General features: G+C 38.8%; 25 protein-coding genes, 1 riboswitch and 2 other annotated features. Of the genes, 6 read left to right on the top strand and 19 right to left on the bottom strand.

From position 1 onward, the window contains the following. Nucleotides 1-246: 246 nt before the first annotated feature. From LGQ02_RS01630 to LGQ02_RS21230, 6 genes are all read right to left on the bottom strand, one after another. The gene (locus LGQ02_RS01630) at nucleotides 247-1,323 is read right to left on the bottom strand and encodes a hypothetical protein (protein WP_226516521.1); all 1,077 of its coding nucleotides are present in this window, start codon (nucleotides 1,321-1,323) and stop codon (nucleotides 247-249) included. Continuing rightward, complete coding sequence (locus LGQ02_RS01625; RefSeq protein WP_226516520.1) at nucleotides 1,316-1,774, bottom strand: anti-sigma factor family protein; 459 nt, start codon at nucleotides 1,772-1,774, stop codon at nucleotides 1,316-1,318. The genes LGQ02_RS01630 and LGQ02_RS01625 overlap by 8 nt, the downstream gene beginning before the upstream one ends. Further along, entirely contained in the window at nucleotides 1,771-2,289 is a 519-nt protein-coding gene (locus LGQ02_RS01620) for a sigma-70 family RNA polymerase sigma factor (protein ID WP_319003502.1), read from the bottom strand. Before LGQ02_RS01620 ends, LGQ02_RS01625 begins: the two co-directional genes overlap by 4 nt. A gap of 602 nt (nucleotides 2,290-2,891) precedes the next feature. Beyond that, nucleotides 2,892-4,001, bottom strand: a complete 1,110-nt coding sequence (locus LGQ02_RS01615) for a hypothetical protein (protein ID WP_226516519.1) — start codon at nucleotides 3,999-4,001, stop codon at nucleotides 2,892-2,894. A 318-nt stretch (nucleotides 4,002-4,319) separates the two neighbouring features. Then, on the bottom strand, nucleotides 4,320-5,681 hold the full coding sequence (gene mgtE, locus LGQ02_RS01610) for a magnesium transporter (protein WP_226516518.1): 1,362 nt from the start codon (nucleotides 5,679-5,681) through the stop codon (nucleotides 4,320-4,322). Nucleotides 5,682-5,775: 94 nt separating this feature from the next. Next, the gene (locus LGQ02_RS21230; RefSeq protein ID WP_264183999.1) at nucleotides 5,776-5,898 is read right to left on the bottom strand and encodes a hypothetical protein; all 123 of its coding nucleotides are present in this window, start codon (nucleotides 5,896-5,898) and stop codon (nucleotides 5,776-5,778) included. Between the two features lie 121 nt (nucleotides 5,899-6,019). After that, nucleotides 6,020-6,186, bottom strand: a riboswitch (M-box (ykoK) riboswitch). Between the two features lie 271 nt (nucleotides 6,187-6,457). On the opposite strand from LGQ02_RS21230, the gene LGQ02_RS01605 reads away from it, so the two are divergent. After that, the gene (locus tag LGQ02_RS01605; RefSeq protein WP_226516517.1) at nucleotides 6,458-6,985 is read left to right on the top strand and encodes a hypothetical protein; all 528 of its coding nucleotides are present in this window, start codon (nucleotides 6,458-6,460) and stop codon (nucleotides 6,983-6,985) included. 25 nt (nucleotides 6,986-7,010) lie between these two features. After that, nucleotides 7,011-7,205, top strand: a complete 195-nt coding sequence (locus tag LGQ02_RS01600) for a hypothetical protein (protein WP_226516516.1) — start codon at nucleotides 7,011-7,013, stop codon at nucleotides 7,203-7,205. A 2-nt stretch (nucleotides 7,206-7,207) separates the two neighbouring features. On the opposite strand, the gene LGQ02_RS01595 is transcribed toward LGQ02_RS01600, so the two are convergent. The 4 genes from LGQ02_RS01595 to LGQ02_RS01580 form a co-directional block, all read right to left on the bottom strand. After that, the gene (locus LGQ02_RS01595) at nucleotides 7,208-7,729 is read right to left on the bottom strand and encodes a DUF2179 domain-containing protein (protein WP_226516515.1); all 522 of its coding nucleotides are present in this window, start codon (nucleotides 7,727-7,729) and stop codon (nucleotides 7,208-7,210) included. A gap of 179 nt (nucleotides 7,730-7,908) precedes the next feature. Then, nucleotides 7,909-8,025 (bottom strand): DUF6254 family protein, encoded by a 117-nt coding sequence (locus LGQ02_RS01590; RefSeq protein WP_226516514.1) that lies wholly within the window; start codon nucleotides 8,023-8,025, stop codon nucleotides 7,909-7,911. Nucleotides 8,026-8,656: 631 nt separating this feature from the next. Next, a complete protein-coding gene (locus LGQ02_RS01585; protein WP_226516513.1) occupies nucleotides 8,657-8,920 on the bottom strand; it encodes a hypothetical protein in 264 nt (87 codons plus the stop codon). Between the two features lie 119 nt (nucleotides 8,921-9,039). Continuing rightward, nucleotides 9,040-9,498 carry a GyrI-like domain-containing protein gene (locus tag LGQ02_RS01580; RefSeq protein ID WP_226516512.1) on the bottom strand — a complete coding sequence of 153 codons (459 nt, stop codon included), beginning with the start codon at nucleotides 9,496-9,498 and terminating at the stop codon, nucleotides 9,040-9,042. A 330-nt stretch (nucleotides 9,499-9,828) separates the two neighbouring features. On the opposite strand from LGQ02_RS01580, the gene LGQ02_RS01575 reads away from it, so the two are divergent. Both LGQ02_RS01575 and LGQ02_RS01570 read left to right on the top strand, forming a co-directional pair. After that, nucleotides 9,829-11,994 (top strand): MMPL family transporter, encoded by a 2,166-nt coding sequence (locus LGQ02_RS01575; protein WP_226516511.1) that lies wholly within the window; start codon nucleotides 9,829-9,831, stop codon nucleotides 11,992-11,994. A 550-nt stretch (nucleotides 11,995-12,544) separates the two neighbouring features. Beyond that, nucleotides 12,545-14,077 carry a flotillin family protein gene (locus LGQ02_RS01570; protein WP_226516510.1) on the top strand — a complete coding sequence of 511 codons (1,533 nt, stop codon included), beginning with the start codon at nucleotides 12,545-12,547 and terminating at the stop codon, nucleotides 14,075-14,077. A gap of 338 nt (nucleotides 14,078-14,415) precedes the next feature. On the opposite strand, the gene LGQ02_RS01565 is transcribed toward LGQ02_RS01570, so the two are convergent. The 4 genes from LGQ02_RS01565 to LGQ02_RS01550 form a co-directional block, all read right to left on the bottom strand. Beyond that, complete coding sequence (locus LGQ02_RS01565) at nucleotides 14,416-14,943, bottom strand: YcxB family protein (RefSeq protein ID WP_226516509.1); 528 nt, start codon at nucleotides 14,941-14,943, stop codon at nucleotides 14,416-14,418. A 57-nt stretch (nucleotides 14,944-15,000) separates the two neighbouring features. Further along, nucleotides 15,001-15,258: a hypothetical protein gene (locus LGQ02_RS01560; RefSeq protein ID WP_226516508.1), complete on the bottom strand. Its 258-nt coding sequence runs from the start codon at nucleotides 15,256-15,258 to the stop codon at nucleotides 15,001-15,003. Between the two features lie 23 nt (nucleotides 15,259-15,281). Beyond that, nucleotides 15,282-15,791 (bottom strand): hypothetical protein, encoded by a 510-nt coding sequence (locus tag LGQ02_RS01555; protein WP_226516507.1) that lies wholly within the window; start codon nucleotides 15,789-15,791, stop codon nucleotides 15,282-15,284. A 146-nt stretch (nucleotides 15,792-15,937) separates the two neighbouring features. Then, complete coding sequence (locus tag LGQ02_RS01550) at nucleotides 15,938-17,176, bottom strand: MFS transporter (protein WP_226518184.1); 1,239 nt, start codon at nucleotides 17,174-17,176, stop codon at nucleotides 15,938-15,940. Nucleotides 17,177-17,243: 67 nt separating this feature from the next. Next, nucleotides 17,244-17,499: a binding site (T-box leader), on the bottom strand. Nucleotides 17,500-17,648: 149 nt separating this feature from the next. On the opposite strand from LGQ02_RS01550, the gene LGQ02_RS01545 reads away from it, so the two are divergent. Both LGQ02_RS01545 and LGQ02_RS01540 read left to right on the top strand, forming a co-directional pair. Further along, nucleotides 17,649-18,122 (top strand): hypothetical protein, encoded by a 474-nt coding sequence (locus tag LGQ02_RS01545; protein ID WP_226516506.1) that lies wholly within the window; start codon nucleotides 17,649-17,651, stop codon nucleotides 18,120-18,122. After that, nucleotides 18,119-18,631 (top strand): hypothetical protein, encoded by a 513-nt coding sequence (locus LGQ02_RS01540; RefSeq protein WP_226516505.1) that lies wholly within the window; start codon nucleotides 18,119-18,121, stop codon nucleotides 18,629-18,631. Before LGQ02_RS01545 ends, LGQ02_RS01540 begins: the two co-directional genes overlap by 4 nt. 7 nt (nucleotides 18,632-18,638) lie before the next feature. On the opposite strand, the gene LGQ02_RS01535 is transcribed toward LGQ02_RS01540, so the two are convergent. The 5 genes from LGQ02_RS01535 to LGQ02_RS01515 form a co-directional block, all read right to left on the bottom strand. Next, the gene (locus LGQ02_RS01535; RefSeq protein ID WP_226518183.1) at nucleotides 18,639-19,112 is read right to left on the bottom strand and encodes a GNAT family N-acetyltransferase; all 474 of its coding nucleotides are present in this window, start codon (nucleotides 19,110-19,112) and stop codon (nucleotides 18,639-18,641) included. Nucleotides 19,113-19,385: 273 nt separating this feature from the next. Next, nucleotides 19,386-19,602 (bottom strand) — a binding site (T-box leader). A gap of 64 nt (nucleotides 19,603-19,666) precedes the next feature. Further along, nucleotides 19,667-20,440, bottom strand: a complete 774-nt coding sequence (locus LGQ02_RS01530; RefSeq protein ID WP_226516504.1) for an ABC transporter permease — start codon at nucleotides 20,438-20,440, stop codon at nucleotides 19,667-19,669. Continuing rightward, nucleotides 20,427-21,401, bottom strand: coding sequence for an ABC transporter ATP-binding protein (locus tag LGQ02_RS01525; RefSeq protein ID WP_226516503.1), 975 nt, complete (start codon nucleotides 21,399-21,401; stop codon nucleotides 20,427-20,429). Before LGQ02_RS01525 ends, LGQ02_RS01530 begins: the two co-directional genes overlap by 14 nt. A gap of 299 nt (nucleotides 21,402-21,700) precedes the next feature. Continuing rightward, on the bottom strand, nucleotides 21,701-22,645 hold the full coding sequence (gene thpD, locus LGQ02_RS01520) for an ectoine hydroxylase (RefSeq protein WP_226516502.1): 945 nt from the start codon (nucleotides 22,643-22,645) through the stop codon (nucleotides 21,701-21,703). Nucleotides 22,646-22,869: 224 nt separating this feature from the next. After that, the gene (locus LGQ02_RS01515) at nucleotides 22,870-23,457 is read right to left on the bottom strand and encodes a YdcF family protein (RefSeq protein WP_226516501.1); all 588 of its coding nucleotides are present in this window, start codon (nucleotides 23,455-23,457) and stop codon (nucleotides 22,870-22,872) included. Nucleotides 23,458-23,533: the final 76 nt, after the last annotated feature.

Below are 23,533 nucleotides of genomic sequence, written 5' to 3'. Positions count from 1 at the left end.
CTTCCATCAATCATTTTCAGGTGCTTTTGGTGCAGGAATATCGTCTTTACTGTTAGTTCGAACCTGCATTTTTATTCCTTCATCACTTTAATTTTTCTCTTGGAGTTATTATGGTGATTATTAACTTGCGGTTATATAACTGTATTAAACCGTTTGTCAAAAAGCCCCTTAGGTTACGAATCCCTAAGGGGCTTTACGTCTTTCAATAGAGTAATCTCTATCGATACATCCCTACACACCATGTTCTTACGCTCCATCATTACCTTTCATTTTACTACCAGACAGAAGTTTAACCCCACCAGCAATAAGAATTAGACTGACCACAAAAATGTGAAAGTATTGGTGATACCACATTCCAACCTCAACCTGCAGTAATTCTGTCAGCCGAGGTGCAAATGACGGAATAAAGACTCGGTCTAAAAGAAAGTAACCCCCAAGCACAATAAACCCAATCCCAATCCACCGCTTATGGTTCATTAAATACGGAATGATCGGCTGATCATCAATAGGCTCCTCATCTTCACGACTTGCTTTTTGCAGCCCATCAAAAAAGCTGTAAAACCAAATGATCGGAATGAGGAAAATAAACACCCCAAGACGTAAGATATCTAATACATAAATGGCTAACAAAAAGGCCGCCATTAACTGAATCCCACGACGTTGATAACCAAGATAAAGGTGTCCAGCCCCTGGGAAAATGGCTAATAGAGTTGCGATCACCTTGCTTTTTTGTCCATCTGCACGACGATTCTCGAGATCATCTAGAAGCGAACGATCCTCTAGTGTTTCTCCGCGCTGTTTTTTATTTAAATGTTGGACAGAGTCAAAGAAGCTGTACACCCAAACGACTGGTAAAAACGCCATAAACACGAGGAAGGCATCTTGTCGCATCAAAAATGATACGAAAAAGATCATGATAGCCGCCCCAAGAAACGCTGTCAAAAACGTAAAGCCTCGGTTCATTAACCCGAGTTGGAAGTGACCGACTCCAGGAATAAATGATAGAACAATCGTAAAGAAACGCTCCGACTCTAGTTGTTCACTACCTTCCCCTTGTTCCATCGCTTGATGGTACTGGCGTGTACTAACCACGAGGGTATCAATAAAACTGACAAGGTAGAAAAAGAAACCAACGGCCCCACCCAACAATAAAAAGTTGATGTTATTTCCAATAACGGTTAAAAACAATCCTCCTCCGGCAGGAAGTACGGTCATAAAGAAATAAAACATCCCTCGAAAAATATTCCCACAATAAAACTGACCCCCACCAGGGAAAAATGAGAGTAAAAAGGCAACTAATGGGTGTCTATGCTGATTATTCATTGTCTACTCCTCCTTCATTTGCTTTTGAAAACGCTCGGTCAAGAATTTGTGCAGTAATCGAAGGTGATTCTTCAGAAAGTGTCGACCGTTGAAGATCGTCCACATAGCTGGTGATCGACTGAAAAACCCCTGACGACATGAGCACGATCGTTAATGAAGCAGCGACTACATAATGAAATGCTGTTTTTTGATAAAATGGCCGATTTGTTTTTTCCTGCTCGGTTACGTTTGAAGAAGAGAAATCGGTCTCGACCTTACTCATCACTGAATCTGTAAAAGCTTTCTCATTATTAACACTTGGAAGGTTTCTACTAGATTCTTCGATCGCTTCTATATAAAGATTCATACACGCATCACAAGTAAACAAGTGATCTTCAAACTCCTGTCTCGTCTCATCAGGTAATTCACCATTTACAAATTTCAGCCATTCACCTTTTGAACGATGCTTCATGAAAAATCCTCCTCCTTCCAATGTTCTCTCATCCACTTTCTTGCACGATGCAGCTTCACCCGTACCGACTTCTCATTTATCCCTTGCTCTTCTGCTAGCTGACGAAAGCTTTTTTCTTCTATATAGTAGCCGTAAACAACAAGCCGATAGTTAATTGGAAGCTCATTGACCCGCTCCCGAACACCTTCTTGTAATTCTCGGTTAAAGTAAGCACCTTCAGCCGTTTCTCGTGAAGCTGTAACGAGTTGCAGTCCGATGTCTTCTGTTACTTCTTCCTTTCGCCTCTCCTGTTTTCGTTTTATATCAATCGAATGGTTGACAGTGATCCTAGCCATCCATGTTTTCAATCCTTTTCCTTCGTAGTTAGGGAGAGACGAATAAATCTTGATAAATACTTCTTGTGCTGCATCTTCTGCATCTTTCTCATTTCTGAGCACCCCGAATGCCGTTTGAAAAATAAACGTACGATACTTCTCAACAAGCATTCGGTAAGCATGGTCATTGCCATGTAACACTTGTTTAATTAATGCTTCATCACGAATGTCTCTCCCCTCCTTTCCGCCTTACACAAAATAGACGAAGCTCATTTACACTTTGACTACAGTTTTTTTGGAAAAAATATAAAAAAATATTATAGAGAATCAGTTTCATAACTCAAAATAAGATGCGAAATTACGAATGATGAGCGTGAACTTCACTTCTAAACAAAACTTGGCTTTTCGGCAAGTCTTAATAAGGAACTTCGGTTAAAGTCGATCACGTCGTGTGATCAACGCCGAAGTCACCACATCCTGTGGAAGTAAGCCTTAGTTGCCACAAGCTCAACTCCTATGATTAAACGTCGAGTTGCGACGAGTAAACGCAGGAGCAACGAGTATCGGCTTCCTCGAAATCCCTTCGAGCTGCGACGAGCAAGCTTAGCGGCGCAGGAGCAATTATCTATCGACCATAAATTTTTAAATTCTGATAGTACAAATAAAACATACATATTTGAAAAATTTATAACATCATTCGTTTCATTGTACAAAAAACGGAATTATGAAATTGATTCTAGAAAGTGAAATATAAATAAGTACCACCTATTTTGTACTGGTGGTACTCTTTTTTCTAAGCAAAATTAATACGACCTTTTTCCCTCAAGCAAATGCTTGTACGCTAAATTCATGATCTCAATCGCCTTTTTCGATTTTTCTTCGTTTTCTATGTATGTTGAATCGAGCAGTACTTCTCTTTCTGCTTGGTGTTTAAATGTTAAAAATGCATGTAACACGCGTTCATTAATTTGTTTCGCTTCCATATTGTTGCGATGGTGCGTTTGCAAATAATGATTGTAGTTAATGATTTTTACCATAGAGACAGAAATAGCATCTTGCGGAAGCTTACCTACAAAGTTCGCCACGCCAGCACCACCAGCAGCACCTAACAATGCGCCTCCTCCAATTAATATTTGCATACCGCCAGCCATTCCGAGACCTCCGGCAGCAATCGCTCCCCCTCCTATCGCTGCTAATCCAGCTGATGTCGCAGCCGCTCCAGAAAGTCCCATCGCACCACCGATTGCTCCAGCGATGACTGGAGCTGCTAACCCTGCGGTTAAAAGGGCTGCGCCTGTTCCTGCAAGGCTCCACTTAATCACTTTTCCCCAGTAGTTATTTACTTCTTTAAGAAAATGGTTTGCCTCCTTTAACATTTGTTTACCTGTCTCCTGAGAAAAGCCACACTCTCTAGAAATGACACCGATTCCTCCGTAGATATCACGTTCCTTCTGCCCCTTTGGAAAACCTTCCATTTCACCGTAAACTGGCGTAAGTACCGCTTCTTGAAGCACTAAATAAAGCTTGTACTGATTTTCTCGTTTCGCTAAAAACTGACTTTTAATCTCTTGAAGTGATTGACTGCGAATCGCCGTTTGATGGGAACCTAACGATTGCCACGTATCGTTTGACCACTTATTCAACCAACGCTGTTTTTCGTTGATTTCCTTAGTGAGTTGATCACCTTTCCAGTTATCATACGAACCTTTCATAGAATGGTAGGAATTTTTTAAGCCGCCTATGAACCCTGGTTCCTTCGGTTTTTGTGAAACACTCTCCTCGCTCTCCATTTTCTGTCTCACAATTCGAATATCCTCATGCACCCTTAATTCTACTAATTTTATAATAAGCGCTAGGCCATAAACATCGATATGAAATTCATCGATGGCCCCAACCGCTAACGATTTGTTCATGTTCCTTCCCCTTCCTATGAAAAAAACGTGGTGTTATTTATATACTACAGAGATTATACCTTGTTTTTCTCGAATAATTAATGAATGAACTTTAATAAAAAAGCTCTTATTGTTTAATGTCGATACTTATCCATGCTTTGTCCGCGAAAAATCTGGTTTATCCGTAACTTTTTGGTTTTGTCCGCAAGAATTTGAGTTTATCCGTAAGTTTTTCATTTTGTCCGCGAAAATTTCAGTTTATCCGTAAGTTAAAATTATTCTAATTAATCCAAGACCAAAAAACACCTCCTAACGAAAGAAGGTGCTTCGGCATTTTACTTATAAATACTGCAAAAGTGACGTTGCAATCGTGAAATAAATTAATAAACCTAAAATATCATTTACTGTTGTAATGAAAGGACCTGAAGCAATTGCCGGATCTAACTTCAATTTATTAATTGCTACTGGTACAACAGCTCCAATGATCGTTGCAATACTTAGTGTTAAGAAAAGTGAAACACCAACGATAAAAGCTAGTAAAAAGCTTCCATAAATAATAGGAACTAAAATCATTAAGACAACGGCACATATTAACCCTAGCATGAGCCCTGTTCCAAATTCTCGTCTTACCGTATGCATGAGACCTTTCTTTTCAAATGTCCCTGTTGCTAAAGAACGTACCATAACAGCGAGTGACTGCGTACCGGTGTTACCAGCTGAGTCCATGATCAGTGGAATAAACACAGCAAGTAATACAATTTCCTCAAGGGTCTCTTCAAATTGTCCAATGACCCCTGCCGTAATCAATCCGAAGAACATAAGCATGATGATCCATGGAGAACGCTTCTTCGCAGCAGTGAACGAACTGATATTAACATCTGTAGCTCCTTTTGTTGCAGAGATCTCTCCAAAGTCCTCATCTGTTTCTTCTTCTAAGACGTCCATGACATCATCAACCGTAACGATCCCGATTAACTCATTTGTCGTTGTCACAACAGGTGCTGCAATGAAATCATAATCTTTGATGATTTTTGCAACTTCCTCTTGGTCAGTATGCGCTTCGATTGTAACAATTTGTGTACTCATTAAATTGACGACTGTTTCATCTAATGGTGCCGTAATTAAATCACGCAACGAGATAACACCAATCAATTTATCTTTTTCATTTACAACATAAAGATAATAGATCGTCTCCGCATCAGGACCTAACTTTCGTAGATGGTCCATCACCTCTGAAACTGTATCTGTTGCTTTAATGGCGATATACTCCTTCGTCATAATAGCCCCAGCAGTTTGCGGTGGGTAAGAAAGAAGTTCGATAACTTCATCTGCTTCGACTTTTTCCATTGCACTTAAAATTTCTTTTGCATTTTGATCATCGATTTCACTTAGAAAATCTGCTGCGTCATCTGCTTGCATGAAGTTAAACATTTTTGCCGCATACGTTTTATCAATCTCATCAATGACTTGCTTTTGCATATCAACGTCTAAGCCTTGGAAAATATCCGCTAGCTCCTCAGCACTTAAATATTGATAAACGTAAGCCCTTTTTTCCTTGTACAGCGTTTGGAAAAGTTCCATTTGATCTGTTGGGTGTAATTCAAGAAACTTTTCACGGAATGTTTCTTTTTGTTGGTTTTTGATCGTTCGAAAAATCTCTTCAAAGTAAGCTTCACGAGCCTCTTCATTTAGTCGATTCATGGTTTCCCTCCTAAAAATAAAGGGTATTTTCATCCTTTATTGATTAACATACCCACTTTTCTTCTCATAACAACTACAAATTTTCACCGAATCATTACATCATAACCACCACTGGAGGTAGAAATGGGTTCTTTCTTTTCTTCTTTCTTGTTGTACATCTGCCTTGATTACTAACAGTTCCGTAATGATTCAAACTGGGATCACTGTCCATTTCCATTTTCCACCTCCATTTATCAAAACTAAAAAACCCATCTTCATACGAATGAAGATGGGTTAGCATGCAACCTTAATCAAATGCACCTGAAATAAACGCCTAAAAAGGCATAAAGATGCTGTCAGATCTTCCTCCATTCGTAGAGCTTTAGCACTGTGCGGCATAGGATTACATCCAGCTACATTAAGAACCACCTTATGTCGATAGTTCCTGTTGACCCATTGGCGTCTTTGGACATTTTTGGGCAGCAGCGTATCTCCGTCACAGGAGCCTCACCTAACGAGGTTTATTAACTTTACCTATGTCATCTTAAAAGACTAAATTCAATCTGTCAACAAGTTCTTTGAAAAAGTTCAAAAGAAATTTCATGAAAAGTATCCCTTTTTCCGTTATAAGTATATGTACCATTCCCGCAACTTGTCCTAGATAAAATACGTATTTTAAATAATATGTTGTTTTTGCCTGTTTATATAACTCTACTTTCCTTTTTTACCCAAAAATCAAACATACATATGTTACGATAACAAGAAAAAGTTATTCAAGACAGTTTGGAGGCATATAATTGAAACAAAATAGCATTGTTATATTCATCATTCCACTTATTTTATTTAGCATAATCTTTCCAGGTATCGCTTTTGCTAACTCATCATGGCAATGGTTAACAGATAGCCCGATGACGCTATTGCCGTATGCCATCCTATTTACGTTAGCAGTAGAAATCTTAGCCATCCTTGTTTTTGGCCAACTCGTAAAAAATCTTTCATTAAAAATAAAAGCAATGATCTTAATTATCGTTGCGAATCTCGCTTCATTTTTACTCCCTTATTTATTTCGAGCGCTTGAAGTTCAAGCTGTTGCTGGCTCTTGGGAAAATGCTTGGTTTGCTGCATTTGAAGCAGGACCCTTTTATATTGTTTTAACAGGTTACTTATTCATGACATTACTTGTTGAAGTACCGATTATTTATTTTTTCTTAAAAAAACATACGACAAATAACAGAATCCTCTTCATTGTGATTGTTTCAGCTAACATATTAACAACAGCTGCGATTGCTGCCATAGAGCGTATGATGTTCTACGGACACTGGTAATAGGGTGAATAAAGGAGGAATAATAATGGAGCTAAGTATCAATTATCTCTTTTCTGTCTTTATACCCGGCCTATTATTTTGGTGGGCATTACTGCTGATTATTGCTCGAATTATGAGTAAAGTAACCGAAAATTCATGGGCAAAAGATTTAATGGTGACTTTTATTCAAAGCATTATGATCCTTCTTCTCATGCCAATTTTATTTGAACTTTTGATGTGAACTCATTTTAAACTCTTTTTCATCCCTTTCACGAGATAACCACCTCTAAATTTCCGTGGTTCATATGAAATGATAAATGCTTTTGGCTCATAACTTTCAATAATTGCAATCACTTCATCCTCCCGGTTACGCGCGGTCAAGATTTGCAAATGATACCGAATACCGTCTCTACCTTTCCCTTCAAAAATTGTCACACCAAATCCTTGACTGCGTAACGTTTCAACAAGCTCTTCATTTAGGTTTATTAAATTCACAGCTAAATTTGAGTAACCAATCGCCAATTTATTCTCAATGAGTCCCCCTAAATAAATACCAACGCCAAAACCAAGCGCATAAGTGAGCATTTCGTATATATTTTGATCCCCACTTAATACAATCGACAAACCAAATACATAAACTAAAGCTTCTAAAAAACCGAAACCTGTTGCCATCCCTGTCCTGTTTTTAACAACAAAAATGATCCTTAATGTTAAGAGCGGAACTAAAATAATTTGTAGCATAAAAATTAAGATGATATTTAACATACCCTCTCCCCCCTATGAATGATTTTGTATTTTCATTTCCATACCCTTCTCACTTAACAATTAATCTTTCCACGTAATAAAGACTTTATTTCTTCACGGTTGTAAAAGAGAGACAAAGTGCAAAAAAACCTGCTGGCATGTTACCAACAGGTCAGTGTACATAATGTGTAAGAAAATCCTTACTCTTTCGGTGTCTCCTCTGAAATCTGCTTTAATGATTTTACTTTTCCATGAGGATTCTGGGCATTTTTACGCTTTCTAAATTGTCTTTCCTTTTGTCCTTTTGATTGTGTCACGTATGATCCCCGCCTTACATAATGACATTTTAAGGTTAAAAAAAGAGTGGTCGCTTGGACCACCCTTTTTACGAGTTGATACTTCCTACTCTGGGGTGAAATCGATGTTTGTCTTCTGGAAACACCTCATTTGTTCGTTCGTTTCATTTTCCTTTTGAAGTGAGTTGTTGCCCTTTAATTGTTCAACACTACCACCCCTCAAGGTCTTTTTAACGACGAATCCCAATAACAAGTATCACTCTTTCGAAGAAGGAATGTTTCATCCCCTCTTCAGTCATTATATTGTGCAAAAAACAAGGTTTTATGCAAATATATCTCAAAAAAATTTAAGGGGGAAATAAGATACGAAATTCCCAATGATGAGTGTGAACTTCACTTCAGACGGACGCTTTCCCAAGGGCTTGTCTTCAGCTAACTTAGGCTCAACAGCTCTTCGCCTAAGTGGATCTTCAGACTGCGCTGATCCTCCGGGAGTCGCCGTCTTTTGTTACGTTCACTTCCAAATAAAACATACATTTAATGATAAATTTATAATATCATTCGTTTCATTGCGCAAAAAACGTAATTATGAAATTGATTCTGGGGCAATAAGTTTTAAAAAAATCAGCTGCCTCCACATGTGCATCGCAACTTAATGATAGAAGGATTGAATTTTTTCTAAGTCGGTAACAAATTCATTCATCTCTTTCTGATTCAAACGGACAAGTAACTGATCATATAGCGTAAGCACTTGGCCTTCCGTATCATCCTTATGCTGATTTAAATACTTAGCAAGCGTGTTACATTGCTGCTCATTTAACCTCGTTTCTGTCTCCAAGTCCTTCACTTGTTGTAATGTAAATTCGTTTGTCTGTTCGTCAAACTGACCAGAAATTAGGTTTCCATCTACTTTCATGCACTCACTTCCTCTAAACGCAATGATTTCTCATTAGTTTTTTTCAATTTATCATAAACATGCATAACTAATATGAATCCCAAAAAAGAAACTCTAGAAAAGCAGAGTTTCTTCAAACGTTATTTTATCGGCATATAAATGTCCAATTCACTGTCTGGACAAGTTGGACTAAATTTTTCCCCATACACTTCGACAATCCAGTCGTATTCATGTTCGTACCCTTGTTCAGCGATCCATGCATCCAATTCATCGTATGTTTCCCTTATTTTATGGATTTCGCCTTTATGAGTCATACGCATGAACTTCCGTGCTGGTATCATCACCGACGACATTCCTTCTGGTAGAGGCGACGTATCATCCACTAGAACCGTTGCATAGTAAGTGCCAACCACATCGGGGGCAGGCGGTTCGCCAGGTCCATAAAAAGCCACCGTCACACCTTCTTCGTGCGGTATTTCATGAGCGATTTCCATTAGCTTTGAGAATGTTTTTGGTATTTCTAAAGGGTAATCCTTAAAACAACAAGAATTCTTAAATCCGATCGCATTGAAACCTTTTTTTACAAGTTCACACGTCACGTTCGATTCCCCTTTCTCCATAAAAATTCAACGCTATTACATTCCACGAAAATTTGGAAATTCCTTCATTTCCAACTAAAGGAGATATACTATCAGCATTCGCAAGCTCTACACCATCACACCCGGAAATCGTTTAAACTACTTGAGGTGAGCCCTAACCACTCTCCATTAAGAAAGGTTTAACAACAGCATATCTCCACCCAAGTATATAAGTTTTGTCCACTAAATGTCGAACCTTTTTATAAGACATTCCTCTACATTCATGGCATACTGTTAATATCTCAATGATTACAAAGTACCGCTTCCAAATTTAAAAAGGAGTACAAGCAAATGAAAAAACTTTCAAAACTTACATCAAAACGAAAATATGTATGGATCACAATTTTACTTTGGGTCATTGTCGCTGGAGCCTTAAGTGCCGCACCATCTGCAAATGATTATACAATTAACACTGGTGCAAATGACCTCCCTAGTGATGCTGCGTCCGTTATCGCAGATGAAAAAATTCAAGCCTACTTCCCAGATGACGACGGTTTACTTGCTTTACTCGTTTTCACCTCTGTTGATACTTGGAATGAGGACAGTTGGGAGCAAGTTAGTGAAGTAAGCGAATGGATTGCTGATGAAGGGAACGTCCCATTTGTTGACGCCGTTGTTCCTTTTCACCAGTTCCCAGACCATGTGAAGGACGCTTTCCTTTCTGAAAGTGGCGAAACAATGGTCCTTCCTGCGGTTTTGAAAAATGGTCTCGAAATGGAAGAAATTAATGAAACAATTGTTGCGATCGATACGTTCGGTAATGACAATTTAGAAGGTGGCCATTTACATATAACAGGATCGGCTGGTATTGCCTCTGACACGATTGCAATCTTCTCAAACGCTGATCTCGTATTACTCTTTTCAACGATCGCGCTTGTTCTTATTTTATTAATTATCATTTATCGCTCACCGTTACTGGCACTATTACCACTCATTGCTGCAGTGTTTGTTTATCAAGTTGTCGATCGTGTTCTTGGTATACTTGCAGCAAACGGCGTTTTTACGATTGAAGCGCAAACATTATCCATTGTGATGATTTTATTATTTGGAGCAACAACAGATTACAGCTTGTTTATTTTCTCTCGGTATCGCGAGGAGCTTAGAGTCATTGAAAACAAATATGAAGCGATGAGCCGTGCTGTTCAAGGTGTTGCAAGTCCGATCTTTTATAGTGGTGGAACCGTTTTTGCTGCGATGCTCGTCTTGTTACTCGCTCATTACGGCCCTTATGAAAACTTTGCTCCGACATTTGCCATTACGATAGCCTTTGTCCTTCTTGCTGGATTAACGTTAATTCCAGCACTGTTTACAGCTGTTGGACGTAGAGCATTTTGGCCGTCGATTCCAAGAGTTGGCGAAGAAACATTAAAGAAAAATCGTTTTTGGAGCAATGTTGGGAACCTCGTTACGAAAAAGCCATGGGTATCTGGGGGCATTGTGCTCATTTTCCTTTTAATTAACGCGTTAAATGTTCCTTCCATTCAATATTCATTTAACTTAATTAACTCGTTCCCTGAGGATATGGGTTCTCGTGTTGGTTTTGAAAAATTAGAAGAAAGTTTTCCAACAGGGGAGTTAGCTCCTGTCACTGTGTTACTTGAACATGACGATGAGTTCACCTTCAACGAAGAGCAGATTGACAACTTGGAGTCCTTACAATCCAATCTCGTTGCAACAGATGGGGTTTATGAAGTGAATTTACCAGACCTTGAAGATAACGAGGAATACGACAATGCGCTAAGCTTCGAACTTCTCTTAGATGGAAATCCATTTGATCATGCAGCACTCGATACATTGGATTACTTAAATCACGAAAAAGAGGATTTCTTAGAATTAAGCGGTCTGTCGCCTGAGACGTACAACCTTTATTTTTCAGGTGAAACAGCAAAACAAGCAGACGTTCGCTCTTTAAATGATCGAGATACGATCGTGGTTTCCCTCGTTGTTACGATCGTGATTCTTGCCATGCTCATGTGGCATACGAATTCACTTGTCGCGCCAATTTATATGATGGCAACGATTCTTGTCTCTTACTTATCAGCTCTTGGATTAAGCTGGTTTATCTTTGAAAACTTCTTCGGGTTTGAAGGGATGAGTTACCGCATCCCACTCTATGCTTTCGTCTTCCTCGTTGCATTAGGGGTCGATTACAACATTATGCTTATCTCACGTATTCGAGAAGAGACGAATCAATTTTCCATCAAACATGCCGTTCAACGCGGTGTTGCTTTAACCGGTGGGGTCATTTCATCAGCTGGTCTCATTCTCGCCGCCACATTTGCGGTTCTAATGACACAGCCAATCTTGGAACTATTTATGTTCGGTTTCATCGTTAGTATTGGGATTTTAATCGATGCTTTTCTAGTGCGTGGAATGCTTGTTCCAGCAATAGTGACGTTACTTGGCAAGTGGAATTGGTGGCCGCAACGTAAAAAACAATATGTAAAAGAACGGTAAATTGATCGAAATGGAAAGCTCTCGTCAATGTTCACGGGAGCTTTTTCACATTGCTAGGTGAAGTGGTGTATATTTATAAAAAACACAATCTTTATTATTCATTTATACTCGGTTTTATTCATGAATTGAGTCCTACAAAATTTAATCCGGGTCACTTGAGTCAGACTCGTTTGTGTAGGACTCAATAAATAAGAAAAAATAAGTAAATGAAAGAAAATGAAAGGTCAAACAACATCACCTCCACCTCCCTCACCTTCAAAACACGAATTCCCACCTACCTCCTGCTCCACGTTATTGCATGAGCGTGAATAAAAAGTCACATATCTTTTTTTATAAGAAACCACCCAATAAATTTCCATTTTATGATACAATGCCTCGAGGAAAGACATATAACGAATATTTCAAAAATAAAGAATTATACATATTTATTGGGAACTTTTTTGTAGGCCATTCGTAACTAATATTAGTCCACCATCACTTTCTTTTTATTAGAATGGTTTCTCAAACAATCCAAGAAAGTGATTCATCTAAAATTTAAGGAGGAAAAAGAATGCTAGAGAACATTGTTTTTGCGATTGTGTTGTTTATCGTCGTACCTATTCTTGCAATCGCCGGTATCGTTGCATTTATTACTTTTAAGATTCGTTACAAGACAGCAAGATCGAACGAAGCACTCATTATTACCGGGCCGAAACTTGGTGACCCAGAGAAAGACAATCGGATTTTCACCGATGAAAATGGTCGTAGTTTAAAGATCATCCGTGGTGGCGGGATATACTTACGCGTATTCCAAACGTGTACGCCTGTTGACCTCAACTCATTCCAGATCAAAATCACAACACCGAAAGTATACACAGCACAAGGTGTACCGGTCATTGCAGATGCAATTGCTTCGGTAAAAATTTCAGATTCATTGCACGGAATTGCAAATTACGCCGAACAGTTTTTAGGGAAGAAGGATAAAGAAATTCAAGATGAAGTATCGAAAGTTCTCGGTACGAACCTTCGCGCGATTTTATCAAAACTATCTGTTGAAAAAATCAATAATGACCGTGAAGCATTCAACATCGAGGTACGTGATATTGCCCAGCACGAACTTGATAACATGGGCTTTACCATTACATCATTTGGTCTAGATGACCTTCGGGATGCAGATGAAGAAAATGGATACTTAGATAACTTGGGGCGTCCTCGTATCGCTGAAATTCGTAAAAAAGCCGACATGGCTGAGTCCGATGCAGAAAAAGAAACGAGAATGTACAAAGCGAAAAACGATCAGGAAGCACAAGAAGAAGAAAATATTAGACTTAGTGCGATCGCTGAATCTCGCAAAGAAAAAGATATTAAAGAAGCACGCATTAAAGAGGAAACAGAACGAGCTCGTGCCCGTTCGGAGCAGTCCTACCACCTCGAGCAAGCGCAATTGAATCAAAAAGTTAAAGAAGAAGAAATGAAGATTCAATACATTGAGCGTCAACGCCAAGTTGAACTCGAGGAAGAAGAGCAAAAGCGTCGTAAAACACAAGCGGATGCAAATGCATATGACATTGAAGCCAAAGCACGCGCAGAAGCAGAGAAAGCTCGCATTGATGGAGAAACGAGAGCGAAAATCGAACGTGAAAAAGGTGCTGCTCAAGCATCCATTGAACGTGAACAAGGTCTTGCACAAGCAGAAGTTATCCGTGAACAAGGTCGTGCCGAAGCAGAGGCAAAAGAACTCATGGCCGAAGCAATGGAAAAATACGGAGAAGCAGCAGTTATGGAAATGTTCATCAAGATGCTGCCTGAATATGCTCGTGAAGTATCTCAACCACTCTCAAACATTAGTGAGATGAAAGTGATCGACATGGGAGGAAATAGCTCTCAAGGCGGTGCATCTAGTGTTGCCAATAACGTGACAAAAACGATGGCCGGTATTCAAGAAAGCTTGAAAGAATCCACTGGCATGGACTTAAAAGCAATGCTCGAAAGCTACACTGGGGTCGTACAACCAACTAGTAGTAAAGGTGAAGAAGCAAGCGCGAAAGAAGAGGCATCGTCTACAGAAAAAGAAAGTGAAGAATCGGATAACAAAGAATCATAATTAGACAGAAGGCTAAGAGGTTGTTCCCTCTTAGCCTTTATTATGTGTTGATACCGCACCAGCAAAAGCTGGTCGCACGTGAGACGGAGTCATCGCACGCAAGACAAAATCAACGCACGTGACACGCAACCACCGCACGCAAGACAAAATCATCCCACGTGAGACGCAACCACCGCACACAAGACAAATTCATCCCACGCGAGACAGAATCACCGCACGCAAGACAAATTCATCACACGTGAGAAACAACCACCGCACGCAAGACAAAATCAACGCACGTGACACGCAACCACCGCACACAAGACAAAATCACCGCACGCGGCAACAATACATAGCAATTAACCTTTCAGTTTCACTTTTTTTGTCGTTATATAACGAGTCACTATGTCTTTAAACAATTCCCTCTCTTGCTTTGTTTCGAAAAACCTTTTTGGCAGTAAAATCGCTTTATTTTTTGACACGTATAATTGAAACAAAACATCTTGCTCATAGACTGAAAGGATGTCTGTCCATTCATAGTGCGTATTTGATCGTTTCAAAGTTTGGTTGATCCCTTCTTCATTCACTGTATATGTCATCTCACTTTTTATCATTTGGTCACTCTTAAACTCTTTGCTTACCTTTAACCTTAGTAAGAAAATAAAAATGAAAGTTACCGTCCCAGCGACAAGTAAGGCAATAAACCCATTAATAATAACAACTAAAATCAATGATCCAGTAATCGCATTAGCAGAAAGAATAAACATTAGAATAAAAGCGAACAGAAAATAACCGAGGACAAACTTTTTATTATGATAACGGTTATGATGGAGCAAATCATCAAGCTTTAACGCACCACTGACCGTTACTTCTTCTTTATGTGTCACCAAACCACTCCCATTAACTTACTTTTTATATCTATCAACTGCTTCATCGTTATAACATTAATAACGATTTACATCTACCCACATTGATTTAATACTTGTAACCACAAAACTAATAAGCCCTGCGGCAAGTAGGCTGAACAACGTTTTTCTAGCTAGATTGTCTGTTAGTCCAAACATTACATATGCTTCGATTTTTTGAAAACTAGTCGGTTCATTCGCCCATTCTATGACGCCACCAATTGGCAAACTGAGCAAAACAAATATTGTAATAAAAACGACGATAAATGTTCGCAGCATTGTTTTATGGAAAACCATGAGTCCATCCCCCTACTCCAAATCTACCTATTTGTATAACGCTCAATTACCTCTCCATCAGTGCCGATTAATTTATATTTAACCTCTTCGGCGTTTGGAAATGTTTCATAAACCGGGGTGATAAACACTTGGTTTTCTAGAAGATCCGTTGTAAATGTCGTGACCTGAACCTCATCATCTACTTCTGAGACAGTAAAATGCACTTCAACTTTCTCAACTTGTTCATCTCTATTTACAATCCCTGTTAAATAGTTCTGCTCAGTATCTGGATGAACGAATTGTTTTGTTTGAAAGTCTGGTGCATCTCCGTCAATTTCCATTGCAACCTCTTCGTTTACATCTTTCTTAAACTTGTTATTTTTCGATTTATATGTGGCAGTCGTAACAACTCGTGATTCACTGTCTTGTCGATCAAACATAAATATGACGATCTTTTCGTCTCGGTCTTCGTGCATGACTTCATTTATCCCACCTTTTGTGTCAGCATTTATCGCAGCTTCTAACGTTGAATAATAGTCATCATCTGAATTCAAGGCATCACATGCTGATAGGAGAAAGAAAATGAAAATACATAATACAAACTTCTTCAGGTTCGTCACCTACTCTCATATTTATAGGGCCTATCTATACATTTCAACAATGAATAGATGAATACCTTTAGAGTCTAAAGCCCATTAAATTAATTCGCTTCTTTTAACACATCGTTTTGATAATACTTTCTTTTTGATGGCTGAGCGGTAATAACGCATAATGCAATGGCAATTAGTAGCATAATCAAAGAGCCTGCAATGACGACCAGCTGAACAGAAATAATTTGAGCAGCTAAAGCAAATATCAGCGTCATGGCGATCACGAATAATGCTTGAACAAATCCGTAAATACTTCCAACTCTCCCCATGACTTCAACTGGGATATTATTTTGATAAAAAGTTAGAAAACCTGTATTAGCAAATGAAAGAAAAAACGCAAGAATAAAAAAGCCTAAAGCAGCCATAAAAAAAGATTGGGAAAAAGCATAAATGACATATCCGACTGAAACAAAAATTGAACCTACTCCAATTAGCAGAGATGTATCAATTTTTTTCACAAAAATCGTATTCACAAAAGCACCAATAATAATCCCTAATCCTGCAATGCTCACTAGGAATCCATATTCACTGTTTGATAAATTCAGCACTTCTTTCGCAAAAACTGCTTCCAAAGAATCAACAACTTCTGTCATAACAAGAACACCACTAAATAAAAAGTAAACCGACATAATATAGAGGCTTCTCCGACTAAAGGTAAGGACAATTTTCCAGTCTTCTTTTAATAAATCGAATGAGATGGTATGAAAGGTCTTTGAATTGTCTAAACGTTTTTCTAAATTAGGCATCAATAAAGTCAATAGTGCTGATATGAGTAATGCACTGGCATTGATGTATATTGCCAAAACAGGAGTCCCAATGAAAAACAGTATCCCAGCTATCGCAGGACCAATTAAGAAAGCACCTGAATCGATTAAACTTCGTAACGAGTTAAAACGTTTCCTCTGATCTTGTGGAATGAGTTTCGTTATGTACGTCATAGATGCTGGGCTAAACATCGAACCAGCCATATTGATAAAAAAGACGACTACATAAATCAACCAAAGCGATATTTCAAAAACCATTGGTAAAAAGACGATACACACAGCACGAAAAAGATCGAATATAACCATTAACGTTCGTTTATTAAAGCGATCGATAAAACTCCCTGCCCAAAAGTTTGTAAACAAAGTAGCTAGTGGTATAAGTATATAGAGTGCAGCAACTGCTAATGGTGACCCTGTCATATCAAACACCATTAAATTTAGTGCAATCAAATAAACCCAAGCCCCGACATTCGAAATACCAATGCCAAATAATAAGATGAATGGATATTTCCACTTTGTGAGCATCTTCACTTCTCTCCCTCCCTACAATTTTTTGATAAAAATAAAAAAATCCCACCCCCAAGACATTTGTCTTGAGGACGAGATTATAATAATCGTGGTGCCACCCCAGTTTATTAATATGTCACCATATTAACCTTATCAAGTACGGCATGAAATCATGCTTATACCTTAGCTCTATAACGGGAGCTCCCGTCACACCATCCCCTTAATAGGTTCCAATGTAACGCTCAGAGTCTTGGTTCAATGAAAATGTTCATACTCTTTTTCAGCAAGCAGAGCTCTCTGTAAAGAACCTTTCCATCTACTCTTCTATTCATCGCGTTTTTAAATATTTTAATAAGATTAACATACGTGGAAAATTTTGTATAGCACTATCCTCGTTTTGTTAACCTCAAAGCCCTACTTTAGTCACATATTTATTTCATTCATAGTTAATCATATATGTAACATACAAATGATAGGAGTTTTCGTTGTTATGCTTTGGGTTTTCAGTGGATTGACGCTTGCCCTAATCGTGTCACTGTTCAAGCTACGAGAAAACATGAACCCATTACTCATAATCGGTGCTTATTTATTCTCTAATATTTTCATCGAATTATCTGGAACGTTTATTAGCATTAATTTAGAACTGACAGAAACTCCGAATATCGAGGTCGGTTTATGGACACAGAAAATAGCTTCACTCGGTTCGAAGCCACTAATTGCCGTTTGGGTGAACTATTTTATTTTTTCAAAGATCAATTGGACGATAAAATTAATGATCGTATCCCTTTCCATCGCCATATTCGTTTTTCATGAGTTCGTGTTTATCAAAGCTGGATATTTAACATTCGAGAACTGGAACATGTACTTTGAATCACTCCGATATATCGTCATTATCATACTTACTGTTGGATGCGTAACATTTCTTAAAAACTTGTTGAAAAAAGAGATGGTGACCTTTTCATGATCATTTATCCACCAGAAAACTTTGATGAAAACGAGATTTTTATCCTCGTCACCTTAGTCATCGTCTGGTTTTTCATTTTTATGCTTAAAAGACATTTAACCCCTGTCGAAATCGTCCTTATCTGGACACTGAACATTTACTTTGCCTTTACGGCAGATATGACACTGGGTGTTGAACCATTAAATTTGTATAGCAGCAACGATACACTGAAGTTTGAAATTTTCGATTTCATTCTCTTTTTTATCGGCTATCCACCTTTTGCTTATTTAGCAGCGAATTACTATAAGCCACGCAGCTTTTCGAGATCTGGAACGATATTATTTGTTATTATTTGTGCATTGTTTACAACCTTTTTTGAATGGTTATCACTTTTTTACGATGTATTTACATTTAAAGGATGGAAGAGTTATATGTCCATCCCCGTTTACATCATCGTGTACGGATTAAGCATTTGGTTACTTAATTATATTCAAAAGAAAAAGCAATGCCCGAGTCAGCAACGTTCATAAAATAAAATCAAAGTTTTAAAATAAGCTGCTTTGTTTTTAACATATGCCCGTAAAAATCTTCGTCGTATTCTTTTACAACCTCAAACCCTTTTGCTTCATAAAACCTTTCACCCGATTCGTTCCCTTTTTCTACTTCGACAAATAGCTTTGATACGTTATGAAGCTCGTGGATTCCGGCATCGAGAAGTTTGCTTCCGATGCCTTTTCCTTGTCCTACAGGATAGATGTAAATAGCTCCTAACTCAGCTTCTTCTGACTCTCTTCGAAAAAAGTTCGCAAAGCCAACGACTTCACCTTTAATCTCGGCTACAAATAATACTGTTTTTTCAACACGTAACGCCATATTTTCATCCGAATATGCTCGACTTACAAACTTGTCTTGAATGTCTCGTGGGATTAAGCCGTCATACGTATCATGCCACGTTTCTCGCGCGATTTTTTGTATTGCAGAAAGATCCTCAAGTGTTGCCTTTCGAACCATTACATCATTTTTCACCAACGACCCCTCCTTAAAAATAAAAAAGCCCGCCTCTATAAATGTGTGTTCAAAAAGGAGGATAAAAAGGACCGAGTCGGTTAAGTTCGCCACGTCCTGTGGCAACACCGACACTAGCACGTCCTGTGCGTCGAAAGTTCGAGGCGGCGCAGCTTTGAGGATCGGAGCGTATGCTTTTAGATACGTGAGAACCGAAAAAGCAAGCCAACAAAGAAATTCGATGTGTCATTTTCACCGGACTTTCTGAACATCATCTATAAAAGAGACGAGCTAATCATCACCCGCGGTACCACTCCAGTTAACCTCATTAGGTTCCCTTACTGTTGTTAACGAGGAACTTCCCCGACATACTCTACTTAACGGTTCAAGTACGTTTCTCAAAAGTGCGGTTCATTACACTAGTTTTACCAGGCTCGCACCATCCCTGACTCGCTTTGAAAACTTGAGTAATTACTCTCTTTCTCATCGAATATTTGTATAATTTTTACTATTGCATACTAGGTGGAAAGCTAATTCAATGAATTTTCTGTATTTCAAATCTAATATTGACCGAGTAAACCTTTTTTCATCGCTACTTTCTCACACAGGTTGAAGACGAAAAGTCCTAAAGCTAGGTAGACGAGTGAGTTCGCGAAAAGAATCGCATAATCAGTTCCTGGAATTTGTGTTAACGTCAAATTTTCCATCATCACATCTCTCACCATATTTACTCCCTTAACAAATGGAGCAAATGCAAGAAACGGTGCGACAGTCAACGGAACAAAAACGAGCGCCATTAATACGAATTGGAAGATTTGTAGAAACGCCTGAATTTGTTTAACAATAATCGCTAACCCTGCAATCATAAAGCTTACACCGACCATGCTCACCATTGTGACTAAAATGATCGGGACCGTCGTTAGCGGATTAAGGTTCAGCCATTGTCCTGAAGTTAGCATTGCTGCAAAAAGCAAGATAACCATAACGAGAGATTGTAACGAAAACTGACCAATGATTCGGGTAAGCATGATCCTCCAAACGCCCATCGGCGACATGTAAAGTTGTTCTAAAGTTCCACGCATCGCTTCTGTAATGACGGAAAAACCGATAAAATTCATCGTCATCATCGTCAAACTCCAAAAGGCAACACTGACAATGGAATATTGGACATTTGTATCAAAGCTAGCCGGATCACCGATAAACATGATTCCAAAAAAAGCTGCGAGAAAAATGAAATAAAACGTTATAAGCAGTGCTACCGTGTTTGGTAAATAGCGCTTCAGTTCAATATATTCTTTTCGAACATTTGCTTTTAATAAATTAAGCCAACGCATAGTCGGTTTCTCCTTTCACGATCTCCATAAACACTTGCTCAAAATCGATCGACGTTCGATCAATCCCTTCAACGAGCGTTCCTTCCGTTTTGAATATATCAAAAAGCTCATAAATATCCTCACTTCGTTCTAAATTCACTTCAACAATGGCTTGATGCGACTCGTTTTTATACGTACTTAAAGGGAACGTAGCGGATAGTTTATCTTGTTGCGCTTGGCTGAGTGCACTCCCTAGTTTTATCGAATACGCTCTCGTTTCAAACAGCTTAAGGAGATTCTCCACCTTCTCATCAACGACGACCGTTCCTTTATTAATAATAATTGTGCGGTCACATAATTCTTGAACAACTGGCATGTCATGTGAACTAATGATGATCGTGCGTTTTTCCTCTTTAACAATTGTTTTTAAGATCTCACGGAGCTCATAGCTAATCTCGACATCAAGACCAAGCGTGGGCTCATCTAGTAAAATGATTTCGGTATTTGCTAAAAGTGCCACTGCAATCGCTAACTTTTGCTGCATCCCACGCGACAGTCCATTCACAAGTTCATTCTCTTTTTCTTTTAACCGAAATTGCTCTAGCAGTTTCTCAACTTGACTTGCAACTTGCTTACGAGACTTGCCACGATTGCCAGCAAAGTACTCTAAGTTTTCTCTAACCGTGAGTCGCCAATACAGATTCCGGTTTCCCTCTAATACCGCACTAATATGACCGAGTGCCTTCAATCGATGTTTATTTATATCAAATCCATTAATATGGATTGAACCCGAATCAGCTTTCAGCAAACCGCAGATCATCTTAATCGTCGATGTTTTTCCTGCTCCGTTTGGTCCAAGTAGCCCGAGCACTTCACCACGTTGCACATTAAAAGAGACACCATTCACAGCCCGAGTTTTTTCTTTCGTTTTACGTTTCACAAACTCTTTACTAATTCCTCGTACTTCAATTAAATTATCCAAGTGATTCATCCTCTCCAACACATATTCTCTTTTCGGTAATTTCATTATATTCGGAAAAATAATGTAATTAAACTTTCTGCAGACGGAAATTTCCTCCGTCTTAAGGTGGAGGTGGTTATGGTGGTGAGTTTCAAGGGCTTACTCACAGGGTATTCCCTTTTTTCGTCCGGTCAATGACCTAAAATCACGCACCACGAGCGCATAAAAAAAAACAGCTTCTGCTCATGTTAAATGAGCCAGAAGCTGTTTCTGACCGCGGGATTCAATATACCGCGCTTAATAAGTTAAGTATATGCTCGTCAGACTACCGATGGCTTACTACCTGGAATGCTCTCAATCGTCTCTTTTCTAGGAATAATCGGACTGATGTTTTGGCGATTTGCTAAAAATTCCGGACGAGGGCTACTTCCAGAGAACGGTGCCTGCAGCTTGTTTTCAATGCTATTATAGACGAAGAATACATTACTTCGTGGGAATGGCGACATATTCCCAGCCGAACCGTGCATCGTATTACATTCAAAGAATAAAACGGATCCAGCAGGTCCTGTCGCTGTATCAATTTGACCGCCTGCTTGGTCAACGAGCCATTCTAGACTATCATGATCAGGCACACCTAACTCTTGTTTTTTCAGTGAGTTTTTAAAGTTGTTTTCTGGTGTCTTACCGGGACAAGAGATATACCATTTGTGAGAACCTGGAATGAGCATGAGTGGACCATTGTATTCATAGTTATCCGTTAAGATAATCGAACAGCTCACCGCTCTCATGTTTGGCATTCCGTCTTCCACGTGCCACGTTTCAAAATCTGAATGCCAGTAGAATTCTTTCCCTTTAAAACCTGGCTTAAAATTGATACGTGATTGTGTGATATATACAGAGCTGCCTAGAAGCTGCTGCGCTACCGATACAAGACGCTCATTTTCTGAAAGACGTTTAAAAAACTCGCTGTTTTTGTGAACTTCAAAAACAGAGCGAACGTCATTACTTCCCGGCTCTTTAATGACATCATCTGCTTGTCGGTTTCGATTTTCTTCCATCATCTGAGACAGTTCTTCTTTCATAAACGTTACTTCATCTTCTGAAAATAATTGTTTACAAAGAAGATAGCCATTGTCTTCATATGATTGAAGATCTTCTTTTGTCAATGGACCTTTCTGTTCATTGGAGCTACTGAAAATCACAGGGTCTTGACGCTTCAAAATCTTAGTGTTATCTCCGATTCTTGAAGGATACAAGTCTACCATTTTACAACCACTCCTTGCTTATAAATTTGTAATTTCGAGGTACATCACCCCTCTACCCCTACTCTACTAATTTAAAACAATTGTGCAATAGTCGTATCCTTTTACATAATGGTCTATAATGGCAAGAACAGCCAAATAGGAAGAATATGGCCATTGAAATTAATATATCACCGTTAAGCCCTTTTTATTTCATTGTATCAACTTCTCCACCCTAATCTAACAAACTACTGTGTTAGGAAGTATTTATAATAAGCTGGGAACTCACGGACCGTGGAATAAAGATCCCTTAACTCAAAAATTTCTGCATGCGCCGAATATACTTCTTCAAAACCTTCTTGTTTAAATGCTAGTTTCGTCCTTGAAATATGAAAATGTTGCGTAATGACCATGACGCTATCTAATCCAAATTGATCCATGATGACACGCGAATTTTCCGCCGTCATCGCTGTATTGTATCCATTATCGTCTTCGATAATTCTATCAGTTGGAATGCCTTGACCTACTAAATCGTTTTTCATCACTTTGGCTTCTTCAAAACCTTCCTCACCGACACCACCACTAACAATCACGTAATCAAAATATCCCTCATCATATAACTCTGCAGCTTTATCTAACCTCGCTTGTAGCCTTTTTGACGGTTCCCCGTCAAGCTCCACTTTGTTTCCTAACACCACTGCAGCATCTGCTTGATTGAGATCATCCGTGAAGCCATCAACGACGATAACTACCGTATGGATCACAAACCACGCTACGAAAAAGATGAAAAAAATCAAAAAGAACCTTTTAAACTTCGTTTTCCATCCTATCAGCATAGTGAGCTCCTCCTTTTTGAAAAATCGCTATCATTATTTTAACATTATTTTCCTCATTTCTGTTAGACCACAAAAA

Source organism: Bacillus shivajii, assembly GCF_020519665.1.
GTDB lineage: Bacteria > Bacillota > Bacilli > Bacillales > Salisediminibacteriaceae > Bacillus_CA > Bacillus_CA shivajii.
Note: the sequence above shows the minus strand (reverse complement) of the source record. Positions and strands in the feature narration are given on the sequence as shown.

What these genes read in the sequence shown, in the direction of transcription:
- LGQ02_RS01630 (WP_226516521.1), bottom strand. Translation starts at nt 1,323, where the DNA reads ATGAATAATCAGCATAGACACCCATTAGTTGCCTTTTTACTCTCATTT.
- LGQ02_RS01625 (WP_226516520.1), bottom strand. Translation starts at nt 1,774, where the DNA reads ATGAAGCATCGTTCAAAAGGTGAATGGCTGAAATTTGTAAATGGTGAA.
- LGQ02_RS01615 (WP_226516519.1), bottom strand. Translation starts at nt 4,001, where the DNA reads ATGAACAAATCGTTAGCGGTTGGGGCCATCGATGAATTTCATATCGAT.
- mgtE (WP_226516518.1), bottom strand. Translation starts at nt 5,681, where the DNA reads ATGAATCGACTAAATGAAGAGGCTCGTGAAGCTTACTTTGAAGAGATT.
- LGQ02_RS21230 (WP_264183999.1), bottom strand. Translation starts at nt 5,898, where the DNA reads ATGGAAATGGACAGTGATCCCAGTTTGAATCATTACGGAACTGTTAGT.
- LGQ02_RS01600 (WP_226516516.1), top strand. Translation starts at nt 7,011, where the DNA reads ATGGAGCTAAGTATCAATTATCTCTTTTCTGTCTTTATACCCGGCCTA.
- LGQ02_RS01595 (WP_226516515.1), bottom strand. Translation starts at nt 7,729, where the DNA reads ATGTTAAATATCATCTTAATTTTTATGCTACAAATTATTTTAGTTCCG.
- LGQ02_RS01585 (WP_226516513.1), bottom strand. Translation starts at nt 8,920, where the DNA reads ATGAAAGTAGATGGAAACCTAATTTCTGGTCAGTTTGACGAACAGACA.
- LGQ02_RS01575 (WP_226516511.1), top strand. Translation starts at nt 9,829, where the DNA reads ATGAAAAAACTTTCAAAACTTACATCAAAACGAAAATATGTATGGATC.
- LGQ02_RS01570 (WP_226516510.1), top strand. Translation starts at nt 12,545, where the DNA reads ATGCTAGAGAACATTGTTTTTGCGATTGTGTTGTTTATCGTCGTACCT.
- LGQ02_RS01560 (WP_226516508.1), bottom strand. Translation starts at nt 15,258, where the DNA reads ATGGTTTTCCATAAAACAATGCTGCGAACATTTATCGTCGTTTTTATT.
- LGQ02_RS01550 (WP_226518184.1), bottom strand. Translation starts at nt 17,176, where the DNA reads ATGCTCACAAAGTGGAAATATCCATTCATCTTATTATTTGGCATTGGT.
- LGQ02_RS01545 (WP_226516506.1), top strand. Translation starts at nt 17,649, where the DNA reads ATGCTTTGGGTTTTCAGTGGATTGACGCTTGCCCTAATCGTGTCACTG.
- LGQ02_RS01540 (WP_226516505.1), top strand. Translation starts at nt 18,119, where the DNA reads ATGATCATTTATCCACCAGAAAACTTTGATGAAAACGAGATTTTTATC.
- LGQ02_RS01535 (WP_226518183.1), bottom strand. Translation starts at nt 19,112, where the DNA reads ATGGTTCGAAAGGCAACACTTGAGGATCTTTCTGCAATACAAAAAATC.
- LGQ02_RS01530 (WP_226516504.1), bottom strand. Translation starts at nt 20,440, where the DNA reads ATGCGTTGGCTTAATTTATTAAAAGCAAATGTTCGAAAAGAATATATT.
- thpD (WP_226516502.1), bottom strand. Translation starts at nt 22,645, where the DNA reads ATGGTAGACTTGTATCCTTCAAGAATCGGAGATAACACTAAGATTTTG.
- LGQ02_RS01515 (WP_226516501.1), bottom strand. Translation starts at nt 23,457, where the DNA reads ATGCTGATAGGATGGAAAACGAAGTTTAAAAGGTTCTTTTTGATTTTT.